A 23,517-nucleotide genomic window follows, 5' to 3' on the forward strand; every position below is an offset into this window, starting at 1 on the left:
GTCAGTCCTTACGCCGCATGCGACTGTTCATCACGCGGACCTGCTCGATCAGGCTGACCTTCAGCGGCTCGACAGGAGGCAGCCATGGGTTCGGCAGAAGAAACTGATCGGAAGACCACTGCTGCCCATCCTTGCGGGTGCTCGCCCCCTGATAGATGGCGGCAAGAAGCTGGGCATGCCGAACACGATGCGTTAGCGGGCTCAGCTGTTCTTTTGCGTAGATGACCTGCCACTCTTCGAACTCCAATGCCGACATGCTCTCGCCCAGTTCTTCGACGGTGCGCCCCAGGTCCCGCGCAAGAACAAAGGCAAAACGGCGCGCGGGCTGGGTGGTCAGTTTTTTGCGACGGCTCCGAGGTCCTGGCCGGACAGCCGCATGGCGATATTGAAAAGCCGGAACGCCTCGGTCGAGTTGCTCGAGCCGAACACGTTCCATTCGACTTCCGACATGAGAGGCGCCCCGTCGTCATCGACGACACACTGGTGCAGCACGCGTGGCATGACCTGCGATCCAGCGCGGGCGCGGGCTTGCTGCTCTGTCTCGCCCTCGAGCGGGACCTTCGCCGCCGTGTTGATTGCATCGTTCTGCATGCGCTCGGTGAGCAACATGCCTCGGATGGTCACGGTGCCACCCAGCGGCTCGCTGGGTTCATCCTGTTGAGGCAGAGCCGGGATCTTCAGATCGCTGCGCTTCATGCTCAGCCTTCGGCGCCGACGTAGGGCTGCAAGAGGCCGCGAACGCTGAGACTGACGGGCGTTGTCACTGCCGCGCCTGCAGACCCACCCGGCGCCATGGTGGCACTGGGTTGTGCAGCGAACAGGATCTGCGCACCGTCCGGGAAGCCGAAGCGGATCGCGACGACGCGCTTGGCGCTCGAGGCAGCCTTGAGTGCGATCAGCGCAGGGTCCGAGATGTCCCACAGCGAACCCAGCGCGTACGACAAGGGCTCGGCCTTGCCGAAGATGTTGTAGTCGGGCTTCTTGTGGATGGTGCCGATCTTCACGGCCGCCCGCTCGCCGCCGCTGGGCGTGACGTCAGTGATCGTGTCGGCACTGACGCCGAAGGTCACCAGGCTGGCGTTGCCGCTGATGAATGCGCCGGCGAAGTCGGTCGTGTCGACACCGAGGAGCGTGAAGGTGTCGTCCGTCACGGGACCGACGCGCGCGACAGCGTAGTCGAGGGCGCCGAAGCCCTTGATGCGCAGCAGGACGACCTGGCCAGCCGTGAAGCCGTGATCGTCGGAGTTCGCAACGGCAGGGTTTGCCTTGGTGATCGCGGTGATCGCCTTGGCGACACCCGTGGCGGTCTGTACATCGACGTCGACATCGGACCAAATTTGAACGGACATGGGAGCTCCTTTAGAGGGCGACGTCAGGGACGCCGCGCCGGGTGAAATAGGTGATCTGCCAAAGCTGCTCGCGCTGCGCGAGCGCGCTCTCGCCGTCACCGTCGAGGGTGATGCGAGCGCCCGCGATCTGCGCCCGCCCCGGCAGCGGCACAGCCAGGCTGCGTGCCGTCAACGCTTTCTCGACCTCGAGACCGAGCGCACGGGCCCGGCGCGCGAAGTCAGACCCGCCCTCAACGATGCAGGTCACGAGGACGCTGTAGATGCGGGTATCACGACCACTCACGGTGGCCGTGTCGATCTTCTCGCCGGCAGGTGCTTCCATGATCGTCAGTGCCGGCAGCTGGTCGGAACGCAAGGGGTCTTCGAGGTCGAGGAAGACGTTCTGCCCGGCCGATGTACCTGCTGCCAATAACGCCGCCAGCAGGGCGTCGAGGATCTGTTGCTGAACGTGTTCCACCGCTCAGACCTTGCGGAGATACAGCGTGTGGAAGCCGGAGCCGTCAGGTTCCGATCTGGCCACGCGCAACAGGCGCGCTGCGCCGCTGACAGGATGCGTCAACGTGAGAACGGCGTCGGGCGCCAGCTGCAATGCGATCGACGAGGGAACAGCTGTCAGCTGCGGCTCCGTCGACTGCACCATGCCGTCCAGAGGAAGCGAGCCGGCGTCTTCGAAGATGGCTTCGAAGACCAGCTCGCCGGCGCTCACCTGCCGATTTGACAGGCGCGCATTGACTGCGCGATTGGCGCGATCCTCGAGGGCGGCAAAGCGGGCGAGCATGGGTCAGGCGTTCAGGGAAAGCCAGACGGTAGTAACGCCGTTGCCTGCAGCCTTCGCCGCGTAGCCCGCGAGCGTGTTGCCTGCAGCGGTGGTGGTCAGACGGTTGTTGCCCGCGTCCCAATACAGCAGCGCGCCCTGGGCAACGTTGTCGCCCGCGAGTTTCGCGAGTTCAACGACGCCCTTGACGCGAAGGGCGCCGGTCGCATTCGCTGCGATGTCCGTGACGACGATGCCGAGGCGCACGCCGAACACGACTGCCGCGCCGCTTGCGACAGCAGCGCCTGGCGTGTAGTCCAGCACGTCGCCGGCCTGAACGAAGTTTTTCATGAAGGTTCCTTGAGGTGTGACAGGTAAGGTGCCGGCGCGCTCAAACGCGCCGGTGGGTCATCAAACGCCAGGGTTCTTGGCGAGGCCGCGGAAGTCGAGCGGCGATACGCCAGCGTCGATGCGCACCTTGAACTCGGTGCCGTCGACGTTCCATCCGTTTTTCTGCTCGAGGTACGGCTGGCTGTTTCCATCGAGGTAGTTCACTTCGATCGTGTCGGCTGAGTTCTGGTCGGCGGCGCCGTACCAGGCCGTGGTCGAGGCGGAGTCAAGGCGAGCGTCCGAAATCACTTCGAACGTGTCACGCACCGAGTTCGGAGTGGTGTTGTTCTTGTTTCCACCCACTTCAAACTCGCTTGCCCGCACAACGTTGGCAGTGCCCTTGAGCGCGCGAGGAACGATCAGGTACTTCTGCGGGAGGTTCAGAACCGCGGCGCCCTGCTTCTGGACAGCCATGGCCGCCTGCATCGAGTCGACCGATGCGGTCGAGATGGCCGCGGCCGCCAACAGGTTGCCGTGACTCGCGTGGAACAACGCAGTCCCATCGCTCATCACCGGGTTGGCGGTGAGGATCGCGTACACCAGATCGCCGATGGTGCGGATGGCCGCACGACCCATCAAGCGAGGCACGCGCGTGAAGGCGTCCAGGTCATCGTTGATGATGGCTTGGCGCGTGATGCTGAACAGCTCGCCATACGTCGCCAGCACGACCTTCTCACCCCGTTCGCCGAGGGTCGCATACTTGTACTCGGCACCTTCGGCAACCTTGCGCAGGCTCGGGAAGGCGTTGAGGTCGACGCGGTTGCCGGTCTTGAAGTCGGACAGCGAGCCGGCACGGGTCCACGTCTGGAAGGTCTCGTCGGCCTCCATGTAGCCCTTGAGTAGCGACTTGCTCGCCACGTTCGCCAGCAGGCCGGGGAAGTCGCTGGTGCTGTGGGTGAACGCAGCGCCGATGAAGGCCATCTTGTCCATGCCTTCGCTGCGGAAGCCAGCACGAGCAAGGGACGAGCGAGCCAGCTCTGCGAGCGTGTAGCCACGGAACGGGTTTGCGCCTTCGATCTTCTCGTAGCCAGCACGCGCGAGCAGCGCTTGAGTGGCGCCGCGACGCTGCTTGTCGCTCTCGTCATCCAACGTGACGACATGCGCACCAGCCACCGGCGTCACGTCTTTTGCAAGATGGGCCAGCAGGCGCGTCCCGGCCGCGACCACATCGACCTCGTGATCATCTTCACAGGCGCGCTGCAGGTCGGCCACGCCAGGACGCGCGGCGAACGCCGTGAAGCTCGCACGGATGCCTTCACGGCGAGCCTTGTCGGCGGCGAGGACGGCGGCGGAGTTGACGGGTGTAGCGGGGTTGCCGGGAGGCGTGGCGGGTCCGCCACCGCCTGCACCAGCAGCGGCAGCGCCTACAGCGGTCAGCAGCAGGGGGTTGCGGAGTTTCATGAGATCCTCTTCGGGAGAAATTGCGGCGGCTGCCGCGGGAGTGCTCGCGGTCTGCAGCGATGCAGGCAGCGAGCGATAACGGTTGAGGGGCAGCGCGCGGGCGGCGCTGGCCTCGATGGGCAACGCGTCTGTGATGCCGTCGATGAACTTCATCGCGAGGGCTTCATCGGCGGTGTAGAAGTGGTCCTTGCCATCGGTCAGCAGGGCCAGCATCGCGGGCTGATCACCCGTGCGCGACGCGTAGCTGGTCGACATGGCAGAGGCCCAGGCGTCGAGTTGGTCGGCCAGCTCGCGCAACTGGGCGCTGTTGCCCGACGCGTACAACCACGGGGCATGGACCATCAACATCGCGTTGCTGGCCATGTGCACCTTGTCGCCCGCCATGGCGATCAGGCTGGCAACGGAGAACGCAACACCATCGACTTCGATGGTCACGGTCGCCTTGTGACGGCGGATGGCGTTGTAGATTGCGAAGCCGTCCGGCACCGAACCGCCCATGCTGTTGATGCGGATGGTCAGTGCATCGACATCGAGCGCCTGCAGTTCGCGCACGAAGGTGGCGGCAGAGGTTGTTTCCTCGTACCAGCTCTCGCCGATGTCGCCATAGATGTAGATCTCGGCAGCGGCGAGAGCGCCCACCACAGCAGCTGCCATTGCCGTGCGACGGCGGATGGTGTACCAGGCGGAGGAGGTGTTGGACATGTGCTGAGGGCCCTCGATTGAGAGCCCTCAGTGTCAAAAAACCCCAGTCCCATTTCTAGGGAAGAAATGGGACTATTTATCTACGGGCGCCGCGTCGTCGTCCTGCCCGCCAGTTTTGTCACCGCTCGGCCCGTCGCCGGGTGTTGCAGCAGCGGCTGGGGCTGAACCCCCAGTGTTTGCAGCGTCGCTTGACAGCTTCAGGCCGCGTGCCTTCACATCCTTGCGGAAGGAGTCGATCTGCTCGACCACATCGCGCGGGTTCGCTCCACGTTTGCGAATGACCTCGACCTCGCTGGCAAAGCCGGCCTGCACGAGCTTGGTCCAGGCGTCCGCCTCTTTCACCGGGTCGATCCAGGGCATGCTCTGGCCGACAAACAACGCGTCATCGGCACTCTCAGGATCGACGTCGACGGGCATGCGCACTACGCCGCTCAGATGCGCGATCTTCACGAACATCTCCCAGTTCGGCTGGACGCACATGCCGACGAATTCATCGGCCAGCACCGCATAGTGCACCCACTGCTCGACCAGCTCCTGTCGCTGCGCGCTGTAGGTCCCGTCGTAATCACGACTGACACTTGAGTGGCTCGCACCGATGCCGGCTGCGAATGCCTTGAGCTGGCCGGCCCGCCATGTGATCAGGTTCGGGTTCGGGCGGTTGCTGTCAATCATCCCGATGTCTTCGCCGACCGCCAGCGAGTCGATGATCATGCCCGGCGACATGCGCAGGTCGCGCGGCAATGGATTCCCCTCGGCATCAGTCTCCGCAGCGTCGGCGTCATACCCGTCGCCATCAGGGGCCTGCCGCTTCACGTAGGCGGTCAACGAAGCGGCGACTTTCGCCGCGATGCGCTCGCTTTCCTCGTAATCCTTAAGATCTTCGAGCCGAGTTATCACGCTGGCAAACTCGGACACGCCTCGCTGCTGATGGAGGCGATCCAGGGTTGCGACATGGAGCACCAGATCGGCTGGAATGAATTTCAAACCTGACGCGTTAGGCAGCGTCATTGCATCGCGTGGGTCGCCCTTGTAGACCCAATAGGCAGTGGCCTTACCCCACGCATTAGATTGAATGCCCTGCCGAATGCCCTTGCTGATGTCGTCGAAGTCCAGCGGCACAAAGTCAGGTTCGAAGATCTCCAGCGAGTACGGGACTGCCGAGCCATGCGTCAGGAAGGGAACGGGCCCGACCAGCTGCTGGGCGAACACCTCACCGTCGCGCAGCCAGGTGTAGGCCATGAGTCGCTGCGCGAGCGGCCAGCGATAACGGCCAGTCACTTCGGGCGCCTTCTGCCATTGTTTGTACGCGTTGCGCAGCGACGCCGCATAGTCAGCGTGAATGGTCCCGTCCTTCTTTCGCGGCTGCGGCTCGATGCCGATGCCCGTAGCCCCCACCACGTTGTTGACCAGCACCCGCAACGCACCACGCGACAGGTCATGGTTGCGCTCGAGGTAGCGCGCATGCGCGCGCAGCTGAGCCGCTCCGGAGCCGGCCAGGGTGTTGGGGCTGCTGTTGTCGTTACGCCGCTGCCGCTGCTTGGTCGGCTTGGCGCCTTCGTAGTAGGCCAACGCGCGACGGTGCTGCGCACGAGCCAAGCCCCGCATTGGATCGAACTGGGCAACGATGCGGTCGATGATGTTCATGTCATTCGCCTCCGTCGAAGCGTGCGCGTGAAAACGACAGGCCGCCTATCCGCGCGCCTCGTCGCGTTTCTGCCGACACCTTGCGTTCCCACTCGAGACGCCCTTCGCGGATGTCCTTGAGGTTCTCGCTTGTGAACGAGCGCCCGTTGAAGTTCACCGTCTTGCCAGCGAGCACGTCGCGCTCTGCGGCAAGGTAGGCGGTCACCATGTCTGTTGCGATAGTCATGGCGTCACGCTACGCATCGTCGCGTCCCATAGACAGGGGAGAAATGGGATTTTTTGGCGACGACACTCCGATGCGCACGGCATGCGGATCTCGCCGGCCTGATACGCGATACACAGTGCTCCTGCTCACGGCGTGCGCCTGCATTACCTCGGCCAGATTGCTGCCATCGAATTGCCTGCGAATGGCCGCATCGCGCTCCGATCGGTCGGGCGCCGGGATGTAGATGTCCTGTCCACCGAGCGCACGGCGCATACCGCGCACAAGGGCCTGCGCGAACATGCTGGCCATCGCGTCATGCATTCCGATCTCGGAACGCACGATCGCGGTGAGTTCGTTTTCGAGTTGCACCGCGGCGTCTTCGGCCTGACCAGGCGTCATGGTCTTGTGGGTCTTGATCACAGTCGATCACTCCAGTCGTCTGAGGCAAATGGGTTTGTTGAGGGCCGCCGACCGGATCGGTGGCGCGGTGCTGGCGGTGCAGCTGCAGGCGTAGGTTCTGGCGACGGCGTCGGGGGGCCGGGCACCGGGGATACGGGGAGCGTGGCCGGCGGCTCTAGCTCGTCGACCAAGGCGGAATCGAGCGGAGCGACGTTCTCTGCAGACGGTGCGAACACGCCATCGCTACCCTCCTCGAGGAGCGGGGCTTGCCGTATCTGCAGTTCAGCCGCGTCCCATTGGGACGGCTTGCGAAGGTGAAGCCGCATGGTTCGGATCAACCAGATCGCGTAGACGGTGCAGTCCAGGGCCTCGTTACGCCGATCGGTGCGTGGCTTCCACTCACGCACGAGCTTGTTCGTGCGGCCGGGAATCTTGATTTCACTGAGCAGTTGCTCATAGAAGTCGTCACGCACGCCCTCATACCAATGCATGCGCGCGGGACCATCGCCTTCGAGGCGCACCCGGCCGGCCTGCTCGGACCAGCCCAGGATCAGGTCCTTCGCCTTCGCGGTCCCGACCTGGCTGGTTTGCACGCCAGCGCGCGATGCCTTGGTCGAGCGCTTGTTAGGTTCGATGGCCTTCGGTGGTCGCCAGATTTCAACCTTGCCCACCGCGTCTGGTGCACCCTTGACGGCATACACATGTCGGCTGCTGCGATCGTGCCGCCGGACGAAGGCATACACCGCTTCGCTGGTCTGCCCGTCGCCGCTGTCGATCGCCACCGCGGCGATTGACAAGCCGGCACCGGTCGCGTGCCGCACGCGATGCGTCAGCAGCTTCTCCAGCTCGAGCCACGCACCCGCGTGGGCGACGACGGTTTTGCCGTAGAGCTCGCCCCAATAGGCGAGCCACATCTCTTCGCCGCGCCCGACCACCCACACCGTGACGGCCAGGCGGTCGTGCTGCACGTCGACCGTCATCAGCGGGACCAGGCCACCGACCGGGCAGGACCATTCAAGGTACTGCATTGCGCGCCGGCGCAGCGTCTCTTCTTCGGGCAGCTCGCCGCGGTATTCCCACGTACGGCCCAGGGTGCTGTTCCAGAACGCGATCATGTCGCCGGCGTCGCCGCGGTCGAGGTTCGCCTTCGCCTCGAGATATTTGCGAGCGAGCACCGGGACACGTGAGCCGTCGAAAGTGCTGAGCAGCTCGTTCAGGTAGTAGCCCGGTATCTCGCTTGTCAGCGTAGGGACCCACCCGCCGCCCTCGCGTTCTGCGCGCCGCAGGTTGGTAATTCGCGCTTCGTCGGTCCAGATCTCGCCGCAATGCGGACACGCGTAGTAGGCACGGTCGTGCCGATGTCGGCCGTACACCTCATGCACCGTGACGTCATCGCCGAGGTCTTCGGGGATCGTGACGTTCTCCCACGCCATCACGTGCGCCTCGCCGCAGCCGTGACACGGCACGTGGAAGTAGCGCTTGTCGGTCTTGCGCATTTCGTCTTCGACCGCACTGGCATCTTTCGCAGTAGGCGTGCCGCCGATCAGAATCAGGTGGTCCGGGTACGTCTTCGCGCGCTCCTCGAGCAGCTTGATCGAATTGCCTTGGCCACGCACGTCGGACGCCGCATCATCCGGCTCCTCGACGACGACCAGCCTGGCGCTGGTTGACTTCACGTCGCTCGGGCTGTTCGTTCCGACCAGCTTGATCAAGCCGCCGAGGAAGCGTTTGCGAAGTGTGCTGTTGCCCTGTGCGCGGCTTTTGATCTGGATGCGCCGGCTCAGCACCGGCGTGCTCATGATCATCGGATCGAGCTTCTCGGTCGCGAAGTCCTTCGCGGCCTGCGTCCGCGGGAAGGCGGCCACGATCACGCTGGGTCGGTAGTGGATGTGGTAGCCGATGATGTTGCAGACGATGCCGGCGGTGTAGCCGACCTGGGCGCTCTTTTGAACGACGATCTTCCGGACGTTCGGCCGGGTGGCCATTTCCGCTATCTCGCGAAGCGCTGGAGAAACCGCCCAGCTGAAACGGCCCTTGATGGCTGATTCTTCGTTGCTCAACACGCGGTAGGTCGCAGACCACTGCGCTCCGTCGATGCGCGGCGGCGGCTTCAGCCGGCGCCACACGCGCGCGAACATGCCGTGCAGCGCGCGCTCCGCCCATCCGTCATGACTGGTGGGACCGCTGCCGTACCTCATGCGAAGTCATCCTCGTCAGCTGCGGGGTGGTCGTCTGGGTCGTCGATGCCCTCGGACCGCCAGCCAGACAGCTTGCCGAGGAACTCTTCGAAGACCGTCTGCAGCAGCTGCTCGAGCGCGGGCTTGTCCAGACCGATCGCGAGCGACGCAAGCCGCGGCGGCTCGCCGATTAGGAACTCACGCGCCGCGAGCACGGCGCCCTGCCACAGCGGTTCCACCTGGTCGGCCGGAATCAGCATGCCGCGCTCGACGAGCATTTCCTGCTCGAGCTTGTCGCCCTGCAGACGCGAGAGCCGATCCTTCGGTGATTCCGATCGCACCTTGCGCACCTCGCGCTCCACGAGCCAGGTGATGCATGGCGGCACGTCGTACTCGCTTGCGACGCCGGGCCCGCCCTGCACGGCGACAGGGAACCCGAGCACCTGCCATTCGGTGATGGTCTTCGGCGACACGCCGAAGAGCGCCGCTATCTGTTCTTGTCCTTTGATCCGCATGCTTACTTACCCTCTGCAAAACGGCAGAACTAGAGAAAGGGCGGGGTCCGAATTACCCCTGAGACGCCTCCCCTGGGAGGACCCAAAATGGGGGGGGTGGGGTCGCACCAAAAGGGAGCGGGTCGGGGCAAAAATCAAGATGCCCCCCCGACCGGCCGGGCAGTGGCCATGGCCTTGGCAAACTCACGGTCGAAGTGGCTAGCGAACACGCGGACGATCGTCTTGTTGGCGATGTCGTCGAACTCGAAGCGCTTTCGATAGGTCGCGTGAGATACGAACAGCAGCACCGGCTTGACGGCAGTGCCAAGTGCGCCAAAGCTGCGGCGCACCCACACGCCGCGAGGCAGCGTCTGAACCTTCAGTGCGCGTTTCCATGAGCCCTTGCCATGGCCGCGCGTGCCCTTGCTGTTGCTGACGAAGTAGGCCTCCCGTGCCCGCTTCGCTTTGCTGCGCTTGCTGCTCGTGGCGTTGGCATCGAAGCCTGCCACGTTGAATGTCTTGAGCTGGCTTAGGATCTTGATGATCTGGCCACGACCTATGTTCCCGTAGTTGTCCAGCTGCGCACCAGCGCCCGGCACCGCCCGCTCGTTCGCGCGCATGATGCCGCGCTGGACGAGCAGCTGCTCGAAGCGCTTCAATGGCCGATCGCCGCCCGTGATCTGGGGCATGAGGAAGTTTGGCCCGTAGTAGTCCTTAAGCCACACGCGCGCCGTGAGGTCATCGCGCTTCGCTGGCTTGACGAACACCGAGTTCAACGTGAATGGAGTCGGCCGGTCGAAGGCTGACTGCATGCCCTGCCGCTCTGCCGTGCGGACATCCTGCGCAGTGCGGGTGAGCGCAACGGCTGTGGCATAGGTGGCCTGCTTGGCGTTCTCGCGCAGGGCAGCCTGCACTGCCGGGAAGTTGTGCCGGACATCAATTTGCATGGCTGCCCCCTGGTGCAGACGTCTGCACTGCTTCCGGCTGTCGCATGAATACGGCAAACGAAAGGCCGCACAGCACGGCGTAGCGCTGCAGCTCGTGGACGCCCGTGTCTTCGGGGAAGGGCGTGCCGATGACGTGCCCACGCTCTATCGCATAGAAGTTGCCCGGCTGTCGCTCCACCGTGCCGCGGCGCACGCAATCGTTGACGTGCTGCTTGCCCCATTCGAGGCGCTTCGCGGCGATCCACTGGGCCGTCTCGGGCATGCGCTCGCGCATGTCAACCGCGGGCTTTGTCGGCGTCGTCATCGGATCGGTCCTTTCGAATCGGCGGGCTGGACGAGGGATGGACGTCGCAAACCCGCATGGCTGTTGATTCCGTCCATCCGTCCACCCCGACCACCATGTGTAGGTAGGCTGCGCCCGCGAGCGCGCGCGCAGACGCGCGCCCGCCTGTCTGCGCACACGCATACGTGAGAGCGCAAAGGGGGCGAAGGGTGGACGGGTGGACGGATTGACGAATTACGAATGAAATCAACAACTTGCGCCGTCCACCCCCCGGTGGCCGTAGGGTGGACGAGGTTGGACGGCGGTGGCGTCAGGACCGTGCGCGCAGACGCGTGCACGGGGCGAGGCCGAACCGCATGGCATCCAGCCAGGCGCGTCTTGAGTTCAGAACGGCAGGTCATCGTCATCCCTCCCGTATTGCTGGCCGTCATCAGGCTGCGCGGGCGCCTGGACGGGTTCTTCGGGGCGTGGATTGCGCATGTAGCCGCGCAATCGCCCCTTGGTTGTCTGGCGGTGGCGCGTGAAGCCGAGCTGCCGCATGCAGTTGCTGATGCGGGTGTCCATCTGGCCATTGCCGTCGATGCGGTCGGCCTTGATGCCCAGCGCTTTGTCGTACAGCTCGCTGCTCGAGAAGAAGTCGCGGATCTCGCGTGCGACCATTTCGGACATCGGCGTCCGCTCGCGATCGGCGTTGACGTATTCGTGCAGGATGTCCTCCCACGGGTCGGCCCGCTTGAAGGGCTCCTGCTCGGGGAAGATAAGTTCCTTTTCCTGCTGCCGGGTCGGCCAGTACTGCTCCCCCTTCTCGATCAAGTGCAGCGCTTCGGCCAGCAGCTGTGAACGCTGGTGCTCGAGCACATCGAGGTTGACCACCTTGACCTCGAGTGGCCAGAAGCGGCGGTCACCCGTCGCGTCCTTGAGGAACGTGTCGGCATTGGTCGTGCCGACGTTGACCGAGTGCCGCGGCTGCTTGATCATCTGCGAGCCGTAGGGCGGCCTGTACCAGTCCTCCTGCGCTGACAGGAACTGCTTGATCAGCGTGGTCTCGGACTTGTTCAGCGACTCCAGCTCGGCCGACTCGACGATCCAGGCCAGCTGCATCGCCATTTGAGAGTCCTTCTCCCCGACGCGGATAGCGTTGTCGGTGAAGTAGGGAAATGCCAGTGTTTTGAACGCGCTGGACTTCGCAAGACCCTGCTCACCCTTGAGGATCAGCATGTAGTCGAATTTGCAGCCTGGCTGCATTGCACGCTTGACCAAGCCCATCATGAAGCACCGACCGATCAGGCGGGTGTACGGCCGGTCTTCGACCTCGAACACGTCGACCAGCCAATGGTCGATGCGATCGACGCCGTCCCATTTCTCAGCCTTGATCCAGTCGTGGATCGGGTTGTATTTGCAGAGGCGCGCCGCCATCAGCACGCCGTCGCGCAGGGTGCTTTTCCCCTTGATGCCGAGGCCATACTTGCGCAGCAGATACTCGCCCAGCATCAGGTCGTCTTCGTCGTCCCAATCGCCAGCGGGGCGGCCCCATGGCGCATCCTTCGTGCGCTCGAGCAGCTGCGTGAAATCGTTCTTGCGCAGCAGGCCCTTCAACACCGGGTCGTGCAGCATGCAATAGAGGACGTTCTCGCGGCAGTCCTCGGGCTTGCCGCGGCGGCCGAGCACGAGCTTATCCATGACGATCGAGCGCGCTTCCTCGGCATCCTCCCAGTCACCAGGCGAAAGGCCGGCATCGGACGGCGGTGGCGCGTTGCCCCCGTCCCCCCCGCCGCCTGCGGCAGCCGGAACGTCGCGTTTTGGCGGACGCTTCGGCTTCGACAGCTCTATCCCGACCAGCTTGGCGAGCCACTTGAGCGCGTCCGCCGGCTTCGTCATTCCTGGCTGGTGTTCCATCACCAAATCGATCGGCGAGCGCGCACCATTCTTCGGATCGCCCATGTCGGCGACGCCGAAGTCGACGATGCCTTCCTCGGCTATCGAGAGATCCTCCTGCAGATCACGGCCGAGCGACTTCGACGTGACGCGATACCCCCGACCCCTGGGAATAGCAGAGGGGAACAGCGCCGGCACCCAGGCCTGGAAGTTCGCCATCGCTGCGGACTTGACCCGCGCAAAGTCGTCGACCTGTGCACCCAACGGCTCGGCCGCGGAAGCGACAGCTCGCGCCGGCTTCGGCGGAGGAGCCTTTGCCATCTTGGCCGCTTCCTTCGCATCGTCGATGGTCTTGTGCAGCCGTCGAAGGGTCACCTCGTCGATCTGCTGAACGTCGGCCGCGGTCTCAGGAAAGCGATTGGCCGTGATCGTGAAGAACTGCTTGCCACAGAACACCTCGACGCCGATGTCGTTGGACTTATTCGTGGTCGTCTCACCGCGCACGATGATGTGCACGCCCTTGCCGCTTGGCGAGATCTCGGTGAAGCTGTCGCAGGCACCAACGATGTTGCGGCAGCGCTCCGACCAGCTGCCGTCCGGCTCTAGCTGGCCATCGAGGTCGATGCCGATCAGTCCATCGCCTGGCAGGAAGGCAAAGCCGATGCCGTGCCACTCACCCTTTTCGTACGCGCGCCGAACTACGGCCAGCGTGGCAAGTCGCTGCCGGTCGCGATCTTCACCCTGGCCGCCAGTGCGGCGGCCGCCGGCGACGTAGTACGGAATCTTCCCCGGCTTGGACTGACCAGCCTTCGGCTCGAACTTCCACAACACCCATTGCTGCAGCCCGGCGAGGGACGCAGGGATGCTGTCCCACATCGGCGGTGCGACCGACGGTATCTCTGGCGCATCGGACATCGATCAGTCGGCCTGAGGCCTGCCGGCTGCATTGAGTGCGGCCATCGCGCGTCGAAGTGCCCGAGCGCTCGCGAACAGTTCGCCGATCGCAGCGTCGATCCGCTTGAGTTCGGTGTCGGTAACCTTTTTGTCCGCGAGGGACGCGCAAACCTCATTGATCAGGTCGGCTGTCTCCTGCGATGTCGCGGCCAGCGCGTTCATGCAGTCGTCGCCGTTCTTCGCGAGGCTTGGCGGCAGGTGAATGACGCCGCAGTCGAAGCCGTTGGCCCAGGCCTCGAGGAAGAGGAATGGATCTTCCATGCCCAGCTCGTGGCACATTTTCTGCGCCTCGTGTGCGTCATCGGCGCCGAGCTTGTAGCCAGGGGCGTCGCGCAGTTCTTTCTCGAACGTGCTGGGCGATTTGTTCAAACGCGGCGCGAGTGCGTCTACCCCACCTGGGTATTTCCGCACCATGCGCCGAGTCGCGTCAACGAGGTTCATAGCGTCTCGATCGAAATTGCGCTGTAGCGCGGCACGCCAGCGATGAAGACACTGGCGGCATGACAACAAGAAAAGCCCCCTGTCGCCTCGGCGCACACAACGCTGCGCACCTGCCCGCGCGCAACGATGGAGGAGAACGGGGATGGCAAACGCGCGCGCCGGTGTGGGCAGCGGCAGGGGTGAAATGGCAAGGCAGGGCTCACGGTGCAGGATGGATCAGCGGGGGGACGGATCTCACGCGTGTGTTATGCACGGGCGCCCTCTCCTACCGATGGCTGGCCCGCTTGAGCCGAAGGTGCGCTCGAGAACTCTTCCACCATCTCGGAGATCGAGAGCCGTGCATCGGCGGCGGCGAGTCTCTGCAGCAGCGCCAATGACGGCTTCTTACCGCGCCATTGGTTCGCAAGCTGCCATAGGTAGCCCTCGGTGGTTGCCGCCCGTTTGGCCAGAGCGGCGCGATCGTCGCGAGAGAGCGACGGATGGAGTTGAGACAAGCGCATACGACATTGTTAGCGCTGCGCTATTCAATGTCAATGGCGCCGCGCTATCACACGCAATTAGCTGCGCGCTATCCAATACTTCAATGAAAGTTGTTGAGGAAGTCAGGCGCCTGCGTCTGGCTGAATTGAAGGCGGAATACGGCACTTTTGCCGCCATCAACGCCAAGCTGGAGCGCACATCGACAGATGCGACGCTCAGCCAAATCGCGAACGCGTCCTCAGGCAGCAAGACCAACAAGCCCAAGACCATGGGCTCCCCTCAGGCCAGGATGCTCGAGGAAAAACTGGGCAAGCCTCTTGGCTGGATGGACACCGACCCTGAGCTACTGAAAACTCAGACTGCTCCGTGGCCTTTCCCGAATGTCACTCCAGAACAATACGCCGCGCTCAGCAGTGAGGTGAAACGTGCGGCCGAAGCTGTAATACTTTCGGCTTTACCCGCGGGGGAGCCGCCTCAGGAGCGCCCAATCTCTACGCCGGCCACAAAGCGTCGCGCATAGTCCCCGCTGAAGTTTACAAATTAACACACTTCAAAAAGCTCTCAAGGACGAGGTCAAACGAGCGCGTTGAAGGCGGCGCTCAGGTCCTTTGCTTCGTCTCTCGCCGTTCTATGTGATCACATGAGCAGCTGACCACCGGCGTTGATCACACACTCCCGAAACATCACAGGCTCCTTTGCGTGCATTCGGAAAAGGTCATTTCCGCGACGCAACTCCACCCGCCCGTCGTCATAGACATCGGCGCTTACAGCTAGGCTGACGTTGCTCGCGTAGACCTCGACACGCATCCCATCCTCGCGCCGCTGCTGCTTCGAAGATAGAGACGTGTTCCATGAACTCGCCTGCATGAATGAGTCGCTGAGGCAATCGACCACTTGCTTAGTTCGGCCGGAAGGCACCTGACCCCGAGCAATCACAGGGAACAGCTCGGGATTCGACGCACGCGTGGGGACGGCGCACCCAGATATTAAGCCGCCCACCGTCAAAAGGAACACGGCGCAGATCAGAGGCATGGGTGCGGGCATTCGTCTCTCCAGAGAAGAGGAAGATTTTCCGCCTCCACACGCACAACGCATAGACAGTGTTTTTTCGCATAGCGCGGCGCTATTGACACTTAGATTAGCGCGGCGCTATTATTCGGCCTCCCAACACGTCGGAGGCCCACTTGTCCACGCTTTCCCCCACTCTTTCCGCCCCGGCGGAGATTTGCCACGCGCAGCGAAGTCATAAAGCCGCGGTAGCCCACGCGCTCGCAGCATCCTTGATCGACCTGCAGACGGCTTCCCAGGCCGCGGTCCTCGCCGGCTACGGCGGCCAGTTGCGCGACTCCATCGATCACGCGATCGACCAAGTTGAGATGACGCGAAGGATGCTGTCGTGAGCGCCGCGCCAGCGAAACAAGGCCGCACAGACGTGTGGTGGCTTGTCGGCCCGCAGGGCTCGGGCAAATCCCGCTTTGCCGAAGCCATGGTTGCTATATACGAAGCGAAAGGCCAGATCGCGCACCTTGAGGTGGAAATGGTCCAGGCCAAGCCTTTGCTGAGCCAGCGCGCACACGCTGGCGATCCCATCAGCATGCGTCGGCCTTATGGACGAAGCACGGATCGCGTTCACGTCGACCTTCTGATGGTGGAGATACAGGAAGCCCCGGGTCCCCACTTCCGCAGGTTCTGCGATGGCGATCCCATCGTGCGCTTTCCGATCCAGCAGGCGAAGCCGCGGGGACGGAACTGGGTCCACGACATCATCGGGAGGCTCTCGCGATGAGGCGCCTTCGGCGCCTTGCCGGGTGGTTGCGCGATCGCATCGCCATCTGGCTGCTCGCCGCCGCGGTCGGCGTATGCATCGCCCGTGCGCCGGTCATCGATGACGGCGCGGAGGCCGTCGCTGCCGACGTTCAGGACGCTCAGGCGCAAGCGGTGGCGACCGCCAAGCTGGCCAGGAGCGAGCCGTGAAGCGTCAACACGCGCCGGACTCGCCAGACTGGGCCGCGGCCGCGCTCAATGATTTCCTGCGCGTCCTGCGAAAACTCGCCTGGACGGCTGGCCTGAGTGCCGTCGGCGTCACGATGGCCGCCCTTGCCTTCGCGCTGGCCGACCTTCGGGCGATCGCGCCATGAGCACAGTGCAGACGTCTGCACTGGTCGACGAACCCGACATGTTCGGCGACGCAGCACTGCCAGCGGCGCTGCGTTCCGAGGATGTTTTGGTAGTCGACGGCGTGATGGTCTGCGCCGCCGAGGTCCGCACCAAGCTGACCGTGCATGGCACCCAGCCGCTGCCCGTCCTGTGCATGGACGTCCGCCCGCTAAACGGCCTGGAACGAACGATCCACGCCGAGCAGATTTTCCCCGAGGCCGCTCGCAAGCAGGCCGAGCAAATCGCCGCGACCTTGAAAAAGGGCGCGCGCATCACCCTGACCACCACGTTGCGCGACATGCGGACTTACTTCCCGCACATCGAGTCGGTGGCCGTTCACCCCTCTACCTGACCACCATGAGCAAGAAACACATTGTTGGCCTCACCGGATTCGCCGGCGCAGGCAAGGACACAGTCGCGGACCTGCTGGTCACGCATTGCGGCTTCGCAAAGATCGCGTTTGCCGACTCGCTTCGCGACGAGATCTGCACAGCCTTCGACGTCGACATGAGCTTCCTCACCAACCCGGCGACGAAGCATCACCCGATCACCGCGTTTTCGCTGCGGCGGGCACCCTTCATCCTCGTCGCCTCAGTCATGGCCGCGCTGCGCGCCGACGTGCCGCGGACTGGCACGCCGGAATGGGACGCTTGGCTCGATCAGCCGCGATCGCCGCGCCAGATCATGCAGTGGTGGGGGACCGAGTTCCGTCGAGCCGAGCATCCGCACTACTGGTCGCGCAAAACGCTGCAGCACATGGTCGACCTGATGCGCTCAGGGCATACGCGCATTGTCGTTACTGACTGCCGGTATTCGAACGAGGTCGACACGGTGCGCGTTGCTGGCGGGCAGATCTGGCAGGTATCCCGGCCCGGCCTGCACCGCAGCAGCACGCCCGAGGGTGCGCACAGCAGCGCAACGGACGGCACTGAGTTTGAGCCGGACCTGGTGCTCAACAACCTCCACAGCATCGCTCACCTGCAGCAGCTGGTGCTGAGCGAGGCCTTCGCGCGCCAGGCGGGCATCGACGGCCTGAAAGTGACGGTGCCGGCATGAGGCTCTGGCTCGACACCGAATTCAACGGGTTTGGCGGCGCGCTGATCTCGGTCGCGCTTGTCGACGAGAACCTGTGGGCCTTCTATCACCAGCTGCACTGTGTCGATCCTGTGCCTTGGGTTCAGGAAAACGTGATCCCGGCGCTGGACCCGTACCCACCTGTCAGCTACGCATGTGTACAGCAGTCGCTGGCGGCATGGCTTGGGCAGTACGACGCAGTCCACATCATCGCCGACTGGCCAGACGACATCGCCTACTTCTGCAAGTTGCTCATCACGGCCCCTGGTCAACGGATCGATACACCGCCGATCACGTTCGAGATCCGTCGCGACCTGGACGCAATTTCCGTCAGGCCACACAACGCGCTGGACGACGCCAACGCCATGCGCTCCGCCCACTTGGCGCTTGAGGGCCTGTCATGAGCCGGTACGTGCCCCAGGGCACCTACACCGGCGACGAACTGCGCGCGCAATCGCTACGGCCTGGTGCTTACGACGCCCTGCAGTTGCCGAGTCGGATGGGAAATCGGCAGATCTCGCCCGCCCAGCTTAAGCACCAGGAGAACGCTGCGCGGGCCAGTCGAGCCGAATCGACGCCGACGAGCGCCGAAGCACCTGCCACACGGCCGATGAACATCATTCAATCCACCGGTCACGCGGACTTCCTCCCACCAGAGACAAATACGCGCCGCTTCGTTCCTCTGGTCACTCCAGAGCCCGATGCCGCAGCCAAAACGATGGCGACCTTCGGCGAAGTCGCTGCCCGGCACAAGCGGCTGCAGGAGTCAGAGGCCGCGCTGGGCATGTGGCGCGCCCACGTAGCCAGCCTCATCACCCGCGCCGACTTTCTCAGCCAGCTCGAGCAGCTGCGCGAGCACGCACCCGCGATCGACACCCCTCCCTTCCACAACGCGGCTTGACCGCCTGGAGCACCCTATGTCCCTCAAAGTATTCGGCGCCGACGACGGCGTCGCACTTGCAGACCCCGTTTCGCCAGTGGCGCCGACCGACCAGGCTGCGCCGTCCGAACAGTTCGCGATGCTCGAGCTGCAGTACGTGGTCGCCAGCCGCACGAACCCGCGGACGACGTTCAACCAAACGAAGCTGGCCGAGCTGACGGAAAGCATCCGGGCGACTGGCGTGCATCAGCCGGTGCTGGTGCGGCCGCTGCCGACCAGCAGGCTCGCTGACGAATTCGAACGACTGCCGCGCGACGGTGGCCGCATGCCCACGCACGAGATCGTTTCAGGCGAGCGGCGTTTCCGGGCCAGCCAGGCGGCGGGCAAGACGACCATACCCGCCATGATCCGCACGCTGACGGACAACGAGGTCCTCGAGATCCAGATCATCGAGAACCTGCAGCGGGACGACCTGAGCGAGCTCGAGGAGGCCGAGGGCTACCAGCGCTTGTGCGACACCACGGGCATCACGAAGGACGTCGTGGGGGAACGCATCGGCAAGAGCCGCAGCTACGTCTACGGCCGGATGAAGCTGCTGGACCTGACCCCCAACGCCCGCGAGGCGTTGCGGTCAGGCGAGATCGACGGGAGCAAAGCGCTGCTGATCGCGCGCATCCCAGATGAGAAGCAACAGCTAAAGGCTTTGGCGCAGGCGACCGAGAAGGATCACCAGGGTTCGCCGCGGCTGAGCTACCGCGCCCTGAAGAGCTGGGTGGAACTGAACGTCATGCTCAAGCTGTCGGCAGCACGCTTCGACATCGTCGACGCCAGCCTGCTACCGGCGGCCGGCAGCTGCCCGGACTGCCCGAAGCGAACCGGCGCGAACCCGGATCTGTTCTCCGACGTCGACGGCCCGGATCTGTGCATTGATGCGCCTTGCTATCACGCGAAAGAGACGGCACATACCGACCGCCTGGTGGTAGACGCCAAGGCCAAGGGGATGGAGGTGCTTGAGGGCAAGGAGGCGAAGGAGTGCATGCCCTACCCCAACTACATCGCCGGTGGCGTGTCCCGAATGACCGACGAGATCCGCGAGGCGCTGTCGGAGCGCGAGTTAAAGGGCAAAATCAAGCTGCTCGTGAGTCCTCACGACGGCACCACGATCGAGGTGGTCAGCGACGAGGTCGCGATGAAGGCGCGCTCCAAGGCCGTCAACAAGACGTTGGATAAGAACGCGGCCAAGCGCCACGAGCAGGAGCTGAAGCAGGCGAGCCTTCAAGAGAAGCGCAAGCTGGAACGCGACTACGAGGAGCGCTGGCGGGCTGCAGCGATCGCAGTGATCCGCCCGCGTGTCGACGCGGGCGAGATCCGTTCATTCAGTGCCAACCTCCTGCGCCGCCTGCTGCTTGAAATCGCCGCCTGCGATAACCGTTGTGATGGTGATGTGGTCGGACATGTCCTGGGCGTTTCTTCATACGATGACGAGCTCGTGGCCTCGACAGTCCGAGCATTGGACGACATCGATGTCGGCGTCGTTGTATTGCGCACGCTGCTCGAGGGCGATGCATCCCCTGTCTTTGACCATCAAAGCGAAGAACGCGACTTCGACCCTTCCGCTCCGGTGATCGAGGAGCTGGCGACGTTGCTGGACGTCTCCCTGGCTGATATCAAAGCCAAGGTGCAGACCGAGATCCGCGCCGAACGCGAGCCGAAAGCTCCCGCCGCGAACGAACTGGCTGCGCCGCAGGAGGGAAGTGCGAAAGGGGCAAAAAAATCGAGTCGGCCTGCGGCGCCGGCGCGCAAGACGACGAAGGAGAAGGCAGCACAAGGCATCGCTGCCGCGCTGCAGGCCCTCGCCGCTGAACCAGAGGGGGGGCAAGAGGACCTTGCGGCGCCTGTGCTCAAAGCGGCCGCTGAGGAAGCACCGGCAGCGGCCGCGCTTGAGGTCGGCCACCTGGCGCGCGTGAAGGCCGGCACGAAGGCTGCTGGCGGAAAGAGGCCGCACAAGATGGTCGGCAAGGTCGGCCGGATTCTGACGATCGGGCCGATCGCGTATGGATCGGGCGCGACCCTGCGATACGGCAGCCGCTCCCACGAGGTCCTGCAGGTGCCTATCTCGGATCTTGAGCGCTACGTGGCCACGCCACTGGTGGGCAGCAAGGTCCGGGTAATTTTTCCGAGCGACGCACCGTCCAAACGTCTGGACCTACAGTGGCGCGAAGGGAAGGCGGCAGAGCTGCGATCGGACGGATGGCGTGTCGACTTCCCCGGCCAGATGGGTGCCGAGCCCTTCTACGAAATGTTCGAGCCGAGCGAACTGGTGGTGCTGGCATGAGCACGACCGAGAGACTCCTTCTGGTGCTGGAAGGCGCCCGTAACGGTCTGCAGTGGTATCGGGACACCTACCCCGGCGCCGACAGCGGCGCCGACGACGAAATGATGGCGGAGATTGACGCTGCCCTCGCAGATGCACCGGGGGGCCACCGGCATGGCCCCGGCCCTGTCACCCAGGAGTGGGTCCACGGCATCAGCATGATGCAACAGAGCGTGCTGCTTTCCGCCATACGTGGACCGGATGGACAGCCAAAGTACGGTGGCGGCGCAAAGATGCTGCTGCGCTGGTACAGGCGCTGTGTGCTGCTGTCGGCCATGGATGGCCGTGCGATCACCGACCCGATCGAAAGAAATGGCGGGTCGTTCACCGGGCCATCGCTCGAGGGAGAGGATGACCAGGACCCCTGGAGCGATCGCATGCAAGTGCACGTGCATGACTACCTTCGCCAGGTTGACATGCTTCCGCATCACTACCAGATGCACTTCATGCATGCCGCGGAGATCGTTGGCTACAAGCATCCGGACCCCGTGATTCGTCACTTCTGGCACCGGCTTTATCTCCGGCTTGTGAACGACTTCCACCTGTGGCCAGAGACTGAGCAGCAGTTCGACGACCGCCTGGGTGACACGCGAAGCGGGTGGCTGAAGCGTGCAGATCCTGCGACGACGGATTGAAGACTATGAAACCGTGCACCTGCACTGCCATTTGCGGCGACTGCCCAGGAATTCGCACCGGCGAAACTTCGCCTTGCGAGAGCTTCACCAAAGCGGCGGCACAAGAGCGTCTGCGTTCTGCTGCTGCCGATCTGCTGCAGGCACTTGAGCCGTTTTTCATCTTCAACTCGTCTGAAGAGACGATCACGATCACCGTTCGCACCGCCGACGTCACGCGTGCCAGGGCGGTCATTGCTCAGGTTAAAGGGAGAGCGCCATGAGCCGTGGACACAAGCCTCGGAGGCCTCGTCCGATCGGCCGCAATATCTTGGCAATGGCCGTCGATCGCGTGACGAAGCTCACGCCTCTCGAACAGCGACAGGTCCTTGATCCGCTCAGCGCGGCCATCACTTCGATGAAGCGCGGTGTGGCCACCGAGTTCGACTGGGCGACCGTCGTGACGGCCGTGAACATTGGCGACGCGATCGAAAGCCAAGGCGTAGTGCGCGGGCTCGCGGGACACCTCCGCGAGATCGACCTAGCGCTGCAGGGCATCGGCGCTCGAGCGCGCGCAACCGGCGAATGGCGGTCGACGCCGATGTACTACCAAGAGGTCGACCTGCTCGACTTGTTGGTCGATCTGCACGGTCACCAGTTGGCCAATCTCAGCTATGGCGAACTTGTGCGTGCGCGCGATCTCGCCATTCAACAGACGCGCTCCGCCGGCGGTCGCGTCATCATTCAATCCAACCCTACGGGAGCGACCGCATGACGGTGCATACGTCTGAACCAATCGCGGCGGACAGTACGCCGGCAGCCGATCGCGTGATCTACCGGCAGGACTTCTGCCGCCTGATGCAAGTCGAGAGCGAGACGGTGCGCCGTTGGATGAAGGCCGGCAAGCTGCCGAAGCCAGACGTACAGATCTCGCAGAAGACGATGGGGTGGCGACTATCCACCCTCCACGCCGCCGGCATCGGCGTGGTTGTAGCCTGATATCAAAGGCCGTTTCGCTTAGTCGTCTGAATCTTCTGTAGGAGCAACCTTCGAAGCGTCTACTTGCGTTCTCCCGGGCTTCTGGCCCAACACAAAGACTACCGCGAGACCGATGACCGTGGTAACGACGATCGCAGCCGCAACTGCATCATGCCCATGGTAGCCAAGGTACGCCGCGATACCACCGAAGAACAGGCTGAGTACAAAAGCCATGATCTGGCCGCGAAGCGCTAGGCTGCTTCTTCCCCCGACCAGTAAGCCCTCCATCTTGATTCGATGCTCAGACTGACGCTCAGTTAGTCTGAACAAGCGGTCGGCACTGCCTGGAAGGATGTCCTCATATTGCCTGAGCAAATCTGGAGGCGGAACAGGCCCTTGGAACATGACCGCAGTGGTCACGATCTTTCGGACCGCTGCAGCTTTCTGTGGGGTGAGGTCTAACTTCTCGATAAGAGGGTCGAATGCTTCAACTACCTCCGCCGAGACCTTAGGAACTTGCGCCTGCGGCTCCGCCGGCGCTTCCTCTGAATCGCTCACAGTCAGGCGCGCTTGCGCTCTTCAAGATGAATGACATGGCGAAGATCATCGCCAACCACACGGAAATCCCGGCCAACAGTGAGATAGTCATCCATCAGAGAGCCTAGCTTGACGTGCTCAACCGAAGTGCCGCCGAGATCAAGCACAGTCCCCGCACCCACACAAAATGGCACCATCCAGTTAAACCCGACAGGAAATTTGATGCGATGAGCTCGCGCCGCACCTCCTACCAGAGTCTTGCCAGTTACCGAACACCCGATGCCTCCTGCCGTGAGGCTAGATTTATCTTCGTGTTTCATTCATTTTTCCTTGGAGCTCATCAAAAAGAGCGGGTCAACTTCGAACATGTCAAGTTCGCCTGCTGCTATGTACAAGTGTTAGCAACGCTTT

At 63.5% G+C, this 23,517-nt stretch carries 33 protein-coding genes; 14 read left to right on the top strand and 19 right to left on the bottom strand.

Features of this window, described 5'->3' with window-relative positions; all coding sequences use genetic code 11:
• Position 1 precedes the first annotated feature (1 nt).
• From AC07PZ_RS21385 to AC07PZ_RS21460, 16 genes are all read right to left on the bottom strand, one after another.
• The gene (locus AC07PZ_RS21385) at positions 2–256 is read right to left on the bottom strand and encodes a hypothetical protein (RefSeq protein ID WP_495297154.1); all 255 of its coding nucleotides are present in this window, start codon (positions 254–256) and stop codon (positions 2–4) included.
• A gap of 77 nt (positions 257–333) precedes the next feature.
• Positions 334–696 (bottom strand): hypothetical protein, encoded by a 363-nt coding sequence (locus AC07PZ_RS21390; RefSeq protein WP_495297155.1) that lies wholly within the window; start codon positions 694–696, stop codon positions 334–336.
• Positions 697–698: 2 nt separating this feature from the next.
• The gene (locus tag AC07PZ_RS21395; RefSeq protein ID WP_495297156.1) at positions 699–1,349 is read right to left on the bottom strand and encodes a phage tail tube protein; all 651 of its coding nucleotides are present in this window, start codon (positions 1,347–1,349) and stop codon (positions 699–701) included.
• Between the two features lie 10 nt (positions 1,350–1,359).
• Positions 1,360–1,806: a hypothetical protein gene (locus tag AC07PZ_RS21400; RefSeq protein ID WP_495297157.1), complete on the bottom strand. Its 447-nt coding sequence runs from the start codon at positions 1,804–1,806 to the stop codon at positions 1,360–1,362.
• A gap of 3 nt (positions 1,807–1,809) precedes the next feature.
• On the bottom strand, positions 1,810–2,127 hold the full coding sequence (locus tag AC07PZ_RS21405) for a hypothetical protein (protein WP_495297158.1): 318 nt from the start codon (positions 2,125–2,127) through the stop codon (positions 1,810–1,812).
• A gap of 3 nt (positions 2,128–2,130) precedes the next feature.
• Positions 2,131–2,454 carry a DUF2190 family protein gene (locus AC07PZ_RS21410; protein WP_495297159.1) on the bottom strand — a complete coding sequence of 108 codons (324 nt, stop codon included), beginning with the start codon at positions 2,452–2,454 and terminating at the stop codon, positions 2,131–2,133.
• 60 nt (positions 2,455–2,514) lie between these two features.
• On the bottom strand, positions 2,515–4,596 hold the full coding sequence (locus AC07PZ_RS21415) for a ClpP-like prohead protease/major capsid protein fusion protein (RefSeq protein WP_495297160.1): 2,082 nt from the start codon (positions 4,594–4,596) through the stop codon (positions 2,515–2,517).
• Between the two features lie 72 nt (positions 4,597–4,668).
• On the bottom strand, positions 4,669–6,240 hold the full coding sequence (locus AC07PZ_RS21420) for a phage portal protein (RefSeq protein WP_495297161.1): 1,572 nt from the start codon (positions 6,238–6,240) through the stop codon (positions 4,669–4,671).
• A gap of 1 nt (position 6,241) precedes the next feature.
• Positions 6,242–6,448, bottom strand: a complete 207-nt coding sequence (locus AC07PZ_RS21425; protein ID WP_495297162.1) for a DUF6148 family protein — start codon at positions 6,446–6,448, stop codon at positions 6,242–6,244.
• Between the two features lie 27 nt (positions 6,449–6,475).
• Positions 6,476–6,865, bottom strand: coding sequence for a Mor transcription activator family protein (locus AC07PZ_RS21430; RefSeq protein ID WP_495297163.1), 390 nt, complete (start codon positions 6,863–6,865; stop codon positions 6,476–6,478).
• Positions 6,862–9,042, bottom strand: coding sequence for a phage terminase large subunit family protein (locus tag AC07PZ_RS21435; RefSeq protein WP_495297165.1), 2,181 nt, complete (start codon positions 9,040–9,042; stop codon positions 6,862–6,864). Before AC07PZ_RS21435 ends, AC07PZ_RS21430 begins: the two co-directional genes overlap by 4 nt.
• Positions 9,039–9,536: a terminase small subunit gene (locus tag AC07PZ_RS21440; RefSeq protein WP_495297166.1), complete on the bottom strand. Its 498-nt coding sequence runs from the start codon at positions 9,534–9,536 to the stop codon at positions 9,039–9,041. The genes AC07PZ_RS21435 and AC07PZ_RS21440 overlap by 4 nt, the downstream gene beginning before the upstream one ends.
• A 134-nt stretch (positions 9,537–9,670) precedes the next feature.
• The gene (locus AC07PZ_RS21445) at positions 9,671–10,462 is read right to left on the bottom strand and encodes a hypothetical protein (RefSeq protein WP_495297167.1); all 792 of its coding nucleotides are present in this window, start codon (positions 10,460–10,462) and stop codon (positions 9,671–9,673) included.
• Complete coding sequence (locus tag AC07PZ_RS21450; RefSeq protein ID WP_495297168.1) at positions 10,452–10,766, bottom strand: hypothetical protein; 315 nt, start codon at positions 10,764–10,766, stop codon at positions 10,452–10,454. The genes AC07PZ_RS21445 and AC07PZ_RS21450 overlap by 11 nt, the downstream gene beginning before the upstream one ends.
• A 363-nt stretch (positions 10,767–11,129) precedes the next feature.
• Entirely contained in the window at positions 11,130–13,535 is a 2,406-nt protein-coding gene (locus AC07PZ_RS21455; RefSeq protein ID WP_495297169.1) for a VapE domain-containing protein, read from the bottom strand.
• A 3-nt stretch (positions 13,536–13,538) separates the two neighbouring features.
• On the bottom strand, positions 13,539–14,015 hold the full coding sequence (locus AC07PZ_RS21460; RefSeq protein ID WP_495297170.1) for a phage regulatory CII family protein: 477 nt from the start codon (positions 14,013–14,015) through the stop codon (positions 13,539–13,541).
• A 583-nt stretch (positions 14,016–14,598) separates the two neighbouring features.
• On the opposite strand from AC07PZ_RS21460, the gene AC07PZ_RS21465 reads away from it, so the two are divergent.
• Positions 14,599–15,015 (top strand): hypothetical protein, encoded by a 417-nt coding sequence (locus tag AC07PZ_RS21465; RefSeq protein ID WP_495297171.1) that lies wholly within the window; start codon positions 14,599–14,601, stop codon positions 15,013–15,015.
• A gap of 116 nt (positions 15,016–15,131) precedes the next feature.
• On the opposite strand, the gene AC07PZ_RS21470 is transcribed toward AC07PZ_RS21465, so the two are convergent.
• Positions 15,132–15,539 carry a hypothetical protein gene (locus tag AC07PZ_RS21470; RefSeq protein ID WP_495297172.1) on the bottom strand — a complete coding sequence of 136 codons (408 nt, stop codon included), beginning with the start codon at positions 15,537–15,539 and terminating at the stop codon, positions 15,132–15,134.
• Positions 15,540–15,679: 140 nt separating this feature from the next.
• Between AC07PZ_RS21470 and AC07PZ_RS21475 the strand changes: the two genes are divergently transcribed.
• From AC07PZ_RS21475 to AC07PZ_RS21535, 13 genes are read left to right on the top strand one after another with little or no spacing between them, the layout of a single operon-like run.
• Entirely contained in the window at positions 15,680–15,895 is a 216-nt protein-coding gene (locus AC07PZ_RS21475) for a hypothetical protein (RefSeq protein WP_495297173.1), read from the top strand.
• The gene (locus AC07PZ_RS21480; protein ID WP_495297174.1) at positions 15,892–16,281 is read left to right on the top strand and encodes a hypothetical protein; all 390 of its coding nucleotides are present in this window, start codon (positions 15,892–15,894) and stop codon (positions 16,279–16,281) included. Before AC07PZ_RS21475 ends, AC07PZ_RS21480 begins: the two co-directional genes overlap by 4 nt.
• Positions 16,278–16,469 (top strand): hypothetical protein, encoded by a 192-nt coding sequence (locus tag AC07PZ_RS21485; RefSeq protein ID WP_495297175.1) that lies wholly within the window; start codon positions 16,278–16,280, stop codon positions 16,467–16,469. The genes AC07PZ_RS21480 and AC07PZ_RS21485 overlap by 4 nt, the downstream gene beginning before the upstream one ends.
• The gene (locus AC07PZ_RS21490; RefSeq protein ID WP_495297176.1) at positions 16,466–16,633 is read left to right on the top strand and encodes a hypothetical protein; all 168 of its coding nucleotides are present in this window, start codon (positions 16,466–16,468) and stop codon (positions 16,631–16,633) included. Before AC07PZ_RS21485 ends, AC07PZ_RS21490 begins: the two co-directional genes overlap by 4 nt.
• Positions 16,630–17,004, top strand: coding sequence for a hypothetical protein (locus AC07PZ_RS21495; RefSeq protein ID WP_495297177.1), 375 nt, complete (start codon positions 16,630–16,632; stop codon positions 17,002–17,004). Before AC07PZ_RS21490 ends, AC07PZ_RS21495 begins: the two co-directional genes overlap by 4 nt.
• A 5-nt stretch (positions 17,005–17,009) precedes the next feature.
• A complete protein-coding gene (locus AC07PZ_RS21500; protein ID WP_495297178.1) occupies positions 17,010–17,708 on the top strand; it encodes a deoxynucleotide monophosphate kinase family protein in 699 nt (232 codons plus the stop codon).
• Positions 17,705–18,130: a hypothetical protein gene (locus tag AC07PZ_RS21505; RefSeq protein WP_495297179.1), complete on the top strand. Its 426-nt coding sequence runs from the start codon at positions 17,705–17,707 to the stop codon at positions 18,128–18,130. The genes AC07PZ_RS21500 and AC07PZ_RS21505 overlap by 4 nt, the downstream gene beginning before the upstream one ends.
• Entirely contained in the window at positions 18,127–18,627 is a 501-nt protein-coding gene (locus AC07PZ_RS21510; protein WP_495297180.1) for a hypothetical protein, read from the top strand. Before AC07PZ_RS21505 ends, AC07PZ_RS21510 begins: the two co-directional genes overlap by 4 nt.
• Before the next feature lie 16 nt (positions 18,628–18,643).
• Complete coding sequence (locus tag AC07PZ_RS21515) at positions 18,644–20,941, top strand: ParB/RepB/Spo0J family partition protein (protein ID WP_495297181.1); 2,298 nt, start codon at positions 18,644–18,646, stop codon at positions 20,939–20,941.
• Positions 20,938–21,615, top strand: coding sequence for a hypothetical protein (locus AC07PZ_RS21520; RefSeq protein ID WP_495297182.1), 678 nt, complete (start codon positions 20,938–20,940; stop codon positions 21,613–21,615). The genes AC07PZ_RS21515 and AC07PZ_RS21520 overlap by 4 nt, the downstream gene beginning before the upstream one ends.
• Before the next feature lie 5 nt (positions 21,616–21,620).
• The gene (locus AC07PZ_RS21525; RefSeq protein WP_495297183.1) at positions 21,621–21,875 is read left to right on the top strand and encodes a hypothetical protein; all 255 of its coding nucleotides are present in this window, start codon (positions 21,621–21,623) and stop codon (positions 21,873–21,875) included.
• Complete coding sequence (locus tag AC07PZ_RS21530; protein ID WP_495297184.1) at positions 21,872–22,366, top strand: hypothetical protein; 495 nt, start codon at positions 21,872–21,874, stop codon at positions 22,364–22,366. Before AC07PZ_RS21525 ends, AC07PZ_RS21530 begins: the two co-directional genes overlap by 4 nt.
• Positions 22,363–22,590 (top strand): helix-turn-helix transcriptional regulator, encoded by a 228-nt coding sequence (locus tag AC07PZ_RS21535; protein WP_495297185.1) that lies wholly within the window; start codon positions 22,363–22,365, stop codon positions 22,588–22,590. Before AC07PZ_RS21530 ends, AC07PZ_RS21535 begins: the two co-directional genes overlap by 4 nt.
• Positions 22,591–22,608: 18 nt before the next feature.
• Here AC07PZ_RS21535 and AC07PZ_RS21540 read toward each other — a convergent pair whose 3' ends face one another.
• Positions 22,609–23,127: a DUF2335 domain-containing protein gene (locus tag AC07PZ_RS21540; RefSeq protein WP_495297186.1), complete on the bottom strand. Its 519-nt coding sequence runs from the start codon at positions 23,125–23,127 to the stop codon at positions 22,609–22,611.
• Positions 23,128–23,129: 2 nt separating this feature from the next.
• Entirely contained in the window at positions 23,130–23,426 is a 297-nt protein-coding gene (locus AC07PZ_RS21545) for a hypothetical protein (RefSeq protein ID WP_495297187.1), read from the bottom strand.
• Between the last annotated feature and the right edge of the window lie 91 nt (positions 23,427–23,517).

The organism is Variovorax sp. GW821-FHT10B04, from assembly GCF_059415645.1.